At 43.9% G+C, this 9,780-nt stretch carries 11 protein-coding genes and 1 rRNA gene (1 of these 12 cut by a window edge); 3 read left to right on the top strand and 9 right to left on the bottom strand.

Annotated features, from left to right (window positions below):
- Positions 1–266: ribosomal RNA gene (locus GSF04_RS05235) — 16S ribosomal RNA — on the bottom strand (it extends 1,267 nt beyond the left edge of the window).
- A gap of 566 nt (positions 267–832) precedes the next feature.
- On the opposite strand from GSF04_RS05235, the gene GSF04_RS05230 reads away from it, so the two are divergent.
- A complete protein-coding gene (locus tag GSF04_RS05230; protein WP_039493095.1) occupies positions 833–1,378 on the top strand; it encodes a gamma carbonic anhydrase family protein in 546 nt (181 codons plus the stop codon).
- Here GSF04_RS05230 and GSF04_RS05225 read toward each other — a convergent pair.
- Both GSF04_RS05225 and aroE read right to left on the bottom strand, forming a co-directional pair.
- The gene (locus GSF04_RS05225) at positions 1,364–1,597 is read right to left on the bottom strand and encodes a DUF1488 family protein (protein WP_010604187.1); all 234 of its coding nucleotides are present in this window, start codon (positions 1,595–1,597) and stop codon (positions 1,364–1,366) included. The genes GSF04_RS05230 and GSF04_RS05225 overlap by 15 nt on opposite strands.
- A gap of 2 nt (positions 1,598–1,599) precedes the next feature.
- Positions 1,600–2,412, bottom strand: a complete 813-nt coding sequence (gene aroE, locus GSF04_RS05220) for a shikimate dehydrogenase (protein ID WP_130127238.1) — start codon at positions 2,410–2,412, stop codon at positions 1,600–1,602.
- A gap of 29 nt (positions 2,413–2,441) precedes the next feature.
- Between aroE and GSF04_RS05215 the strand changes: the two genes are divergently transcribed.
- Positions 2,442–2,891 (top strand): group II truncated hemoglobin, encoded by a 450-nt coding sequence (locus GSF04_RS05215; RefSeq protein WP_010379482.1) that lies wholly within the window; start codon positions 2,442–2,444, stop codon positions 2,889–2,891.
- Positions 2,892–2,996: 105 nt separating this feature from the next.
- Positions 2,997–4,604: a methyl-accepting chemotaxis protein gene (locus GSF04_RS05210; RefSeq protein WP_211858948.1), complete on the top strand. Its 1,608-nt coding sequence runs from the start codon at positions 2,997–2,999 to the stop codon at positions 4,602–4,604.
- A gap of 48 nt (positions 4,605–4,652) precedes the next feature.
- Here GSF04_RS05210 and hemF read toward each other — a convergent pair whose 3' ends face one another.
- The 6 genes from hemF to GSF04_RS05180 form a co-directional block, all read right to left on the bottom strand.
- Positions 4,653–5,564 (bottom strand): oxygen-dependent coproporphyrinogen oxidase, encoded by a 912-nt coding sequence (gene hemF, locus GSF04_RS05205; RefSeq protein WP_010604183.1) that lies wholly within the window; start codon positions 5,562–5,564, stop codon positions 4,653–4,655.
- Positions 5,565–5,572: 8 nt separating this feature from the next.
- Positions 5,573–6,151 carry an L-threonylcarbamoyladenylate synthase gene (locus tag GSF04_RS05200; RefSeq protein WP_211859858.1) on the bottom strand — a complete coding sequence of 193 codons (579 nt, stop codon included), beginning with the start codon at positions 6,149–6,151 and terminating at the stop codon, positions 5,573–5,575.
- Positions 6,148–6,714, bottom strand: coding sequence for a type I DNA topoisomerase (locus tag GSF04_RS05195; protein ID WP_211858947.1), 567 nt, complete (start codon positions 6,712–6,714; stop codon positions 6,148–6,150). Before GSF04_RS05195 ends, GSF04_RS05200 begins: the two co-directional genes overlap by 4 nt.
- A gap of 198 nt (positions 6,715–6,912) precedes the next feature.
- Positions 6,913–7,386 carry a DUF494 family protein gene (locus GSF04_RS05190; RefSeq protein WP_010376797.1) on the bottom strand — a complete coding sequence of 158 codons (474 nt, stop codon included), beginning with the start codon at positions 7,384–7,386 and terminating at the stop codon, positions 6,913–6,915.
- A 4-nt stretch (positions 7,387–7,390) separates the two neighbouring features.
- Entirely contained in the window at positions 7,391–8,473 is a 1,083-nt protein-coding gene (gene dprA, locus GSF04_RS05185) for a DNA-processing protein DprA (protein ID WP_211858946.1), read from the bottom strand.
- A 47-nt stretch (positions 8,474–8,520) separates the two neighbouring features.
- Positions 8,521–9,660 (bottom strand): LysM domain-containing protein, encoded by a 1,140-nt coding sequence (locus tag GSF04_RS05180; RefSeq protein WP_039493108.1) that lies wholly within the window; start codon positions 9,658–9,660, stop codon positions 8,521–8,523.
- Between the last annotated feature and the right edge of the window lie 120 nt (positions 9,661–9,780).

The raw sequence follows: 9,780 nt of genomic DNA, 5'->3' as shown, positions 1-9,780 counted from the left end.
TTGGTGAGCCTTTACCTCACCAACTAGCTAATCCCACTTGGGCCAATCTAAAGGCGAGAGCCGAAGCCCCCTTTGGTCCGTAGACATTATGCGGTATTAGCCATCGTTTCCAATGGTTGTCCCCCACCTCAAGGCATGTTCCCAAGCATTACTCACCCGTCCGCCGCTCGTCATCTTCTAGCAAGCTAGAAATGTTACCGCTCGACTTGCATGTGTTAGGCCTGCCGCCAGCGTTCAATCTGAGCCATGATCAAACTCTTCAATTAAAAGTTTTTTTGAAACCTAAGTTTCGTGCTCAATGAATTCTGATTGTTTGTTTCTACTTTTCAAAAAAGTAAAATCAAAACGAATTGACTATATAGTCACTCAGTTACAATTGAGACTCTAAATTTGTTTGCGTCATCTAGCGAACTAGAATCTGCTGTTAGAACTCAATCTGTACGAGTGCCCACACAGATGATTGCTTCATATTTTTAAAGAACGTTTCGAAACATCTCGTTGTTTCGAGGGTGTGCATTCTAAGCATTCCCGATTTTTTGTCAACACTTAATTTTGAATTTCTTGAGAAGAAGTTTCTAACTTAAGTTTTACTTGACGCTAACTCGTTGCTGCTTTGCTTTTCAGCGTAGTGCCCCGTGTCAGTGGGGTCGCATTATAGGGCGATCCGATTTTAGTGCAACCCTTTTTTTAAAGAAAATTGCGAAAAAACGTTTGTTCGAGCAAAAATGAAGCGAAACGCTTGTTTTTGACACTTTTGCTTATCTTTTTGCAGTTTTTTCGTACTAGAGTTTTACAATTCAACACTCTACACTAGTGACACAAGACACGAGAGATGAGTAATCTAGACATGCTTAGAAGTTATAAAGGTAAATCCCCGCGCTTGGCACAAGGCGTTTATATTGATGAATCATCCGTTTTGGTCGGTGATATTGAAATTGGCGAAGACAGCAGCGTTTGGCCATTGGTTGCAGCCAGAGGCGATGTGAACTACATCAAGATAGGGAAACGAACCAATGTTCAAGACGGCAGCGTACTGCATTTAACAAGAAAGAGCGCTTCAGTACCTGACGGTTACCCGCTTATTATTGGTGATGATGTGACTGTTGGTCATAAAGTCATGTTGCATGGTTGCAAACTTGGTAATCGTATTCTCGTGGGTATGGGTGCAATTATTATGGACAACGTCACCGTAGGTGATGACGTTATTATTGGTGGTGGTGCACTTGTCCCGCCTAATAAAAATCTTGAGTCCGGTTTTTTATATGTCGGTAGTCCGGTAAAACAAGCCAGACCCCTCACCGAACAAGAGCTACAATTTTTAAAAGTGTCCGCCCAAAATTACGTGGAACTGAAAGATGAATATTTAGAGGAAAGCTAAGCTTATCTCTCCCGCCTCATTGAACGCTTCATCTTCTATTAATTGCTCAGCCTGCATTTCATAATCGAATTGGTGCTGAGCAAAGTGTGCTATTGCAGCTTCCTGCTCAAGCTTAGTTGCAATTTTACAGCGGATCAGCTGACCACTGGCCATCGCCGTAAACGTTAATTCTCCCTGCTGATAACTGATGTCATCATTAAACAGTATTGCTTGGTTCATATTTACCCTCTAATAAGTCTAAATGTTTCGGACGTATCAGGTCTCACCCCTCGCCATTGGTAAAACGCTTCAGCGGCCTGCTCAACTAACATACCTATGCCATCAATCAATTGCGTTTGTTGATTATGTTGCGCCACCCAGTCTAAGAAACTTGTTTGCTGGTCGCTGTAGAACATATCGTAGGCAACTAAGCAGGATGTAATAACAGTAGGGCTAACATCTGGCACCTCCCCTGTGATGCTCGATGAGGTGGAATTAATCACAATATCGAAACCAATGTCGGGGGTATTGTTTAAGCCACACCCTGTAACCTCTCCATACGAGGCAAATTGCTCTGCTAGTTGCAATGCCTTTGACTCAGTACGGTTGGTCACGACGATCCGTTTTGCTCCGGCCAGGAGGAGCGGATAGATACAGCCTTTGGCGGCGCCACCTGCACCAATCAATAGTACGTTAGCCCCCTCAAGTTTAGTTTGGTGTTTCATGAGATCTCGCACCAGACCTGCACCATCAGTATTATCGCCTGTAATACTGCCATCTTGCTGTTTGATTAGGGTATTGACAGCACCAGCGAGCTTAGCTCGTTCGGTGAGGGTATCCGCAAAGGCAAATGCCAGCTCTTTAAAAGGTAAAGTCACATTCGCACCACAACCACCTTGGGCAAAAAATGTCGATGCAGTTTGAATAAAGGCATCTTCTGGTGCCAAAATAGCCTCGTATTCTAATTGCTGCTGGCATTGCTGTGCGAATTGCGCATGGATTGCTGGCGATTTAGAATGTTTTATCGGATTACCGAATACCGCGTATTTGTCCATCGTTATAAGAGCGCCTTGAAAGAGTCATTATGAAGCAGTTAATTAAACGTATCTTTAATAAAGATGCAACCGTAGAACAAACAAATAGTGCCCCCACGCCAGAAAAAACACCTTATGAAATCATTGGTGGAGAACAAGGCGCCCGCGATCTTGCCAACCGCTTTTACGATATTATGGCAACCGACCCCTATGCAAAGCCGCTTTACGATATGCATCCACAGCCATTAGATAGGATCAGACAGGTATTTTTTGAATTTCTTTCTGGTTGGTTAGGCGGGCCCGATTTATTTGCAGAGAAATATGGTCACCCACGCCTAAGAATGCGCCATATGCCCTTCCCTATCGACCAAGATTTACGGGATCAATGGATGCACTGCATGAATAAAGCATTAGACTTAGAGGTAGGAAATCCATTATTAAGAGAAGGATTAAGGCAGTCCCTCGCTCAGCTTGCGACACATATGATTAATCAGGAATAAAACTAAAGTACTAGTTAATTAAAATTACACGGCTATTTTGCGCTAGGTCAAATCCCGCTCTTGAGTAGAGATGCATAATCACTGTTCTAATTGTGTACAGGTGCGATGCGTGTGAAATCTATTCAACATAAAATTTATGCGTTACTGGCTGTGACGGGCGTGCTCGTCTTGATTGCCAGTATCCTTAGTAGCAGCAGTCAACAAAAGACGCTCGCTGAAGAAACCGTCGAAAGTAATATTAAGCTACTGGCAGATAATTACTTTGACTCTATCAATACTATGATGCTGACCGGCACCATGGCAAACCGTGAAATTCTGAGTGATAAAATTCGCAATCATCCAAATATCGAAGATGCGCATATTATCCGCTCCGAGCAAGTTAATAAGCTTTACGGTCCAGGTAATGCAAATCAAGCACCTAACTCTGAGGCTGAATTTGATGCATTGAACGGGAAAGAAACCTTAGTTATTGAACAGCGCGACGGTAGTCGCATCATGACTTATTTAAAGCCGATGGTGGCCAAAGAAAGCTATAAAGGAACAAATTGCTTGGGTTGTCATCAGGCAAAGGAAGGCGATGTGCTCGGTGTTGTGCGGATCAGCTACTCTTTGGATGATATTGATAATACGGTACACACTAATACATGGTTTAACACTGCGCTTCTCTCTGCTATCTTTATTACCACCTTTGTGATTTTAGGCGTACTTTTTAGGAAGCTCTTTATAGTACGACTAAAAACGCTAGGCCGAACCATGCGCCTCGCAACGACGAACAAAGACTTATCATTACGAATAGACGACCAAGTCGATGACGAGCTTGGACGCTTGGCGATTAACTTCAATAAAATGATGGATAGCTTTAAAGACAATATTGCGCAGTTATCCAACTCTTCAAAAATACTTATTCACTCAGCAGAATCTATATATGCTTCAGCGGAAACTACCGAGCTGGCCATTCAAGAGCAAAAACAAGGGACGGACTCTGTTGCAGCCGCAATTAATGAGCTTGAAAGCTCTTCAAGTGAAGTAAAAAATACCACCCACTTTGCATCAGAAAAGTCTGATAGCAGCAATCACCTCGCGGAGGAAAGCATGGCTGTTGCTAATCATACTGAGCAAAGTATCAACCAATTAGCACAAGATGTAAGGCAAGCTGCAGAACAAGTTTCTCAGCTCCAAGCACAAACTCTTGAAGTGGGTAAAGTACTCGAAGTGATCAGTAGTATCGCGGAGCAAACCAACCTCTTAGCGCTCAATGCAGCAATAGAGGCCGCGCGCGCCGGGGAAGCAGGAAGAGGGTTTGCGGTTGTTGCGGACGAAGTCAGAACACTTGCGACACGAACACATGACTCAACCGATGAAATCAAACGTACTATCGATAAGCTACAGTCCGAGGCACAGCAAACCGTGGCAGCAATGAGTGCTTCTTGCGAAGAAGCAGATGACCGCGCACATCAGGTCAAGAAAGTGGCACAAGCGCTTAAAGACATCTCGACACAGATGCACGAAATTAATGCCTTAAACCTGCAAATTGCCGATGCCACTGAGCAGCAAAACCTGGCCGCTGAAGAAATCAATCGTAGCGTAGTGGCGATTAGCGATAATGCTGAGCGCTCGCTAGTTGATGCCCATGGCTCAAAACAGATCAGTGAAGAGTTGCTCACCCTTGCGCGCGATTTGGATGAGCAAGTGCGCGGATTTAAATTAAACTAAGTGAACCGCTAAAAGTAAAAAAGGAGCCGAGGCTCCTTTTTCACTCTATTACATCGCCAACCAATTCTTTGGCGTAAGATAATTATACAGCTCAGCTTCTTTCGATCCTGGCTCTGGTTGGAAGTCATATTCCCAACGTGCCAATGGTGGCATCGACATTAAAATAGACTCGGTACGTCCACCTGTTTGTAGGCCAAACAATGTGCCTCTATCCCATACCAGATTAAATTCAACGTAACGGCCTCGGCGATATAGCTGGAATTGACGTTCTTGTTCGCTATACGGTGTATCTTTGCGTTTTTCAATAATAGGTAGATAAGCATCAAGGAAGCCATTACCAACAGCTTGCATAAATGCAAAGCTCTTTTCAAAGCCCCACTGGTTTAGGTCATCAAAGAATAGACCACCCACACCTCGAGTCTCATCTCGATGTTTTAAATAGAAATATTCATCACACCATTTTTTGTAGTCACCGTATACCGCGTCACCAAATGGTGCGCACAAATCCTTTGCAACTTGGTGCCAGTGCTTCACATCATCAAGAACTGGATAAAATGGCGTTAAATCAAAACCACCACCAAACCACCAAATCGGCTCTTCACCTTCTTTTTCAGCAATAAAAAAACGCACATTGGCGTGGCTAGTTGGAATATTGGGATTCTTCGGGTGGATCACTAAAGATACCCCGCAGGCATGGAAGCTTCTGCCTGCTAACTCTGGACGGTGCGCCGTCGCTGAGGCTGGCATGGAAGCGCCAAAAACATGTGAATAGTTTACCCCGCCTTGCTCAATAACATCGCCATTACGGATCACGCGAGTGCGACCGCCACCACCTTCAGCACGCTCCCAGGCATCTTCAACAAACTGAGCGTTACCATCGGCAGCCTCTAAGCCTTGGCAGATATTATCTTGTAGTTGTAATAAAAAGGCTTTTACGGTCTCTAGATTTATTTTACTCATGGTACTTTTTATCCTCGGATCACTTGGCCAGTCATTGCATTTTTAATGACGCTTGGGGTCGTATTACCACCTAACTCACCTTCAACATAATAGCCAACTTGTGAGCCAAACTGGCTACGAGCTTCTGACAACGAAACAACTGGAGTTTGACCCGTTATATTGGCACTGGTAGATACAATCGGCTTACCAAAGCGTTGACACAATTGCTTTACAATGGGATGGCTAGTAACACGAATAGCGATAGTGTCGTGTCCCCCTGTTAACCAATGCGGCGTACAGGCTTTCGCTGGCAATAACCAAGTAATGGCACCTGGCCATGACGAAAAAATATCAGCGCGCTTATCCATCGGGATTTTATTGTCATCCACGTAGGGCAAACATTGACCATAATTGTCGGCGATTAAGATTAACCCTTTTTCTATGGGTCTAGATTTGATTGTTAGTAACTTAGTGACCGCATCTTGGTTATCAGGATCACAACCTAAACCATAAATGGCTTCCGTTGGATAACAGATCACTTCGCCAGCTTGAAGTGCCGACTCAGGCGTTGTTATTGACGCAGCATCCGCTTTATTGTCATTACTCACGGTATTTCCACTATCTTTTGACATGATTTCTGTGGGCATTGTAGCACAGCTTTACCCGCTCGGGTTTTCTCCACCAGCACAGGCCAATGACACTCAGGGCAGCTCTGCTCTACAGGCTTGGCATTCAAGGTATATTTACAGCTTGGATAAGTGTCACAACTATAAAAGTGTTTACCAAACTTATTTTTACGCTGAATTAGGGTGCCTTTTTGGCATTTTGGACACGCTGGCAACGCCGCTGAGGGTGGCGCATCTTCATGACCAATATAGTGGCAATCAGGATACCCAGTACAGCCAATAAACATGCCATAGCGGCCATTTTTTATCACTAAATCTTTGCCGCACTCAGGACAAGCCACATCTTCTAGTACTTTAATTACATGGCTATCATGATGTGCGAGTGGGCGAATATAATCACAAGTTGGATAGCTAGCGCAGCCAATAAATGGACCATTTTTACTGTTTTTGATTACCAGCTCAGAGCCACATTCTGGGCATACTTCATACTCTTTTTCTAATGCATGTTTGTCTGCATTAAATAATGCATGGTCTATTTTACTCATCGCTTTACCACCGCCCCCTTGTGCAAGTATGCGCCTAATATAATAGCCTCGTTTTTAGGGTCAAGGAAATGATGGAAATTCCCCCTTGCAAGTATTTGATATCAGTGTTTTCAACTAAGCAGGAACATTATTTGAAAGGCGGTAAGCTGAGGTCAGAACCTCAACTTACCGAAGGAAACTTGTCATGCTAGAGCAGAGTTAATGAACTACAGATGCAGGCTCGGTAAAAATCAGATCTTCCATCTGCGCATAAGCATGTTCTTTACCCGGCACATTAAATAGCACCATTAGTATCACCCATTTTAAATCATCTAGGCTGATATAGGTTTTATCCAACGCGAATAAACGATCCATCACCATTTCTCTGGTGGTACTGTCAATCACTCCGACTTGTTCCACAAACATTAAAAAACCACGGCTTTCAACGTCTAGCATATTGCATTCGCTATCGGTGTAGATCCGTGTCGCATGGTCCGGTTTAGCATTTAAATAGGGGTTTTCGTCACTGTGTTGTAAATCTGCAAGTTGCTCAAGCCAATCAAGTGCTTTGTATATTTCGCCTTGATTAAAGCCGGCGCGAAGGAGTTCATCGGTGAGTTCGTTTTGTTCGACAAAGATTTCTGCCTCACTGTGAATATAGTTCTCAAATAAATACATTAAAATATCAAACATCTTCTTAACCCCTCGCGAGTTTTATGTAGCCGTCGAGTACACGCTCTACTTTATCTTCGAGTTCTAGGTCCAATAGTCTGGCAATCACCTGCTCTACTGGCCACTGGGTCCTTTGCGTTAAAGTGTCGACTGACGTCACCTCAAAGCCAAGGTTTTCTAATACGGGACATTGCTCCTCTTTTTGCTCCCCTATTTCTATACTATATAGACTGTTTTCACAAAAAAAGCTCACTTCTTCCAAAATATCCTCAATATTTTCGGTGAGTTTTGCCCCTTGCTTAATCAAGTAATGACAACCGCTACTTAATCGGTTTTTAATTGAGCCTGGGATCGCAAACACTTCTTTGTTTTGCTCCAGTGCATAGCGTGCAGTAATCAGCGAGCCACTTTTTACTTCGGCTTCAACCAACAAAACACCCAAAGATAAACCTGAGATTATGCGATTACGCCGCGGAAAGTGATTACTATTTGCTTGAGTGTTTGGTAAGAACTCACTCACCACCAAACCATGCTGTACGATGTCTTCATAAAGTCGTTGATGGCGTTTGGGGTAAACAACATCAACACCAGTCCCTAGCACAGCAATGGTTCCTCCTTGAACATCAAGTGCACCTTGGTGCGCTGCGCCATCAATCCCTCTTGCCATACCCGACGTCACCACCAATCCAGAGCGACTTAAGCCCTGTGCAAATTCATGTGCAAGCCCAAGCCCTGTTCTTGTTGAACTGCGACTACCGACAACCGCAATTTGTGGTTGTTTTAATAACGCAATATTCCCTCTGCAAAATAGCACTAAGGGAGGATTACAGATCTCTTTTAGTTGCTCGGGGTATTCAGGAGAAAACAAAGATACAACATCAATTTGCTGACGTTGACAGTAAGCCAGTATGTGCTCGATACGAGACCAATCTGTGCTCGCTAAGTTGGCAGCAACATTTTCTTGTAGCCCAAGCTTACAAAGCTCAACCTGACTTAATGTGAATAATTGCGTAATGGGGACTTGATTAAGTAATGCGGTGATGGTTTTGATACCCAGTCCTTGGCACAGGGTTAATGCCAAAGCTTGAGCTAGTTTAGCTTGTTTCATACTCTCTCCTTGAGTTTACTGACTCACTCAAGGAGAAATTCTACCACTTAATTACTGGCAGTTTCCTTGAATGCTTGTACATGATCACCAACGCGGATCGGCTCCGAAGTTTCAACAACCATAGCGTAGCTTAAGTCTTCATACACTTTAAAGACCATCAGCTCACCGACTTTTTCCTTTGGCATATGCCATACTACGCTGTCGTCATCGTTTTCCTCACCAAACCAAGACCCCATTTCGGTGATCAGTTTGTCGAGTCGTGATGCATCTTCAATATAGCGCGGACCGTGTTGGCTTTCTATAACTGTAGGCGATTGCCTTACGATATCAAGGACATGTCCCTCTTTTAGCTGCGCTTTACTCCCCACATCCAACACCACTACACTCATGGTGCTAAACTCTCTGAGCTTATTATCGCTCGCAATAATACGGCCCAAAGTTTGTTGCTCAGGGCGAGACATAGAAAACTGTGCCGGAAAACTTTGTCCTGTAGATATGGGTAGTACAATATCCCCGGCCCTAACCTCTTGTTTGGCAACTTCTAACTGTAGCTTTGCTGGACGCCCCGCCACGATATCTCCCTGCTCAACCACATGGCCTGAACCAACTAACACGGCTTCCAAGCCAAGTAGTTGTTGGCTGTCTAAGGTACGGTAGCTTTCACCACGACGATAGATGGCATAGTGCCCGCCTTTTACTAAATCAGCTTTAACGTACAAAAGATGACCCGGAGTCGCATTTTTAATATTACGGTTAGCCCCGAGAACAATTGGGCTATTAGAAAATTCCGACTCAGAAAGCGCTTGCTCAAAACGCAAAAAAGGTTCCATGATAGGGAGTGGTAACGTAGGAATGGCAGCCGCTTTTTGGTTAACAATACGCGTATGCGGCGACAGTTTCTTCACACCCTTGTCTAACATCAGCATAGGATTACCATTTTCATCGTAGAGTAGCTTAAGACTATCTCCTGGATAAATTAGATCTGGGTTTTGAATACTAGGGTTCCACTGCCACAATTGCTTCCACTTCCATGGAGAACGTAAGTACATTTTTGAAATATCCCACAAGGTATCGCCTTTTTTCACCACATAACGCTGCGGCGCATCTGCTTTTACAGACAAAGTGTCCGCTTTCACAGAGAAAACTGAGCAGCCAGCGAGTATTAATGCAGCAATCGGATATTTCATGATGGCTTCCTTGTGGTTATTTTTGGTTATTATCCACCAAAACCTGTTAAAGGGGAACTTGAATGGCTAAAATAAGACCATACACTAGCTTACAACAGCTTACACGATAAATTGATTTAG

Source organism: Pseudoalteromonas sp. A22, from assembly GCF_018141345.1.
In the GTDB taxonomy this organism is placed as follows: Bacteria; Pseudomonadota; Gammaproteobacteria; order Enterobacterales; family Alteromonadaceae; genus Pseudoalteromonas; species Pseudoalteromonas maricaloris.
Note: the sequence above shows the minus strand (reverse complement) of the source record. Positions and strands in the feature narration are given on the sequence as shown.

Excerpts from the sequence above, each read along its gene's own strand:
- GSF04_RS05215 (WP_010379482.1), top strand. The coding sequence starts at position 2,442 with ATGAAGCAGTTAATTAAACGTATCTTTAATAAAGATGCAACCGTAGAA.
- hemF (WP_010604183.1), bottom strand. The coding sequence starts at position 5,564 with ATGAGTAAAATAAATCTAGAGACCGTAAAAGCCTTTTTATTACAACTA.
- GSF04_RS05195 (WP_211858947.1), bottom strand. The coding sequence starts at position 6,714 with ATGAGTAAAATAGACCATGCATTATTTAATGCAGACAAACATGCATTA.
- GSF04_RS05190 (WP_010376797.1), bottom strand. The coding sequence starts at position 7,386 with ATGTTTGATATTTTAATGTATTTATTTGAGAACTATATTCACAGTGAG.
- GSF04_RS05210 (WP_211858948.1), top strand. The coding sequence starts at position 2,997 with ATGCGTGTGAAATCTATTCAACATAAAATTTATGCGTTACTGGCTGTG.
- dprA (WP_211858946.1), bottom strand. The coding sequence starts at position 8,473 with ATGAAACAAGCTAAACTAGCTCAAGCTTTGGCATTAACCCTGTGCCAA.
- GSF04_RS05180 (WP_039493108.1), bottom strand. The coding sequence starts at position 9,660 with ATGAAATATCCGATTGCTGCATTAATACTCGCTGGCTGCTCAGTTTTC.
- GSF04_RS05230 (WP_039493095.1), top strand. The coding sequence starts at position 833 with ATGAGTAATCTAGACATGCTTAGAAGTTATAAAGGTAAATCCCCGCGC.
- GSF04_RS05225 (WP_010604187.1), bottom strand. The coding sequence starts at position 1,597 with ATGAACCAAGCAATACTGTTTAATGATGACATCAGTTATCAGCAGGGA.
- aroE (WP_130127238.1), bottom strand. The coding sequence starts at position 2,412 with ATGGACAAATACGCGGTATTCGGTAATCCGATAAAACATTCTAAATCG.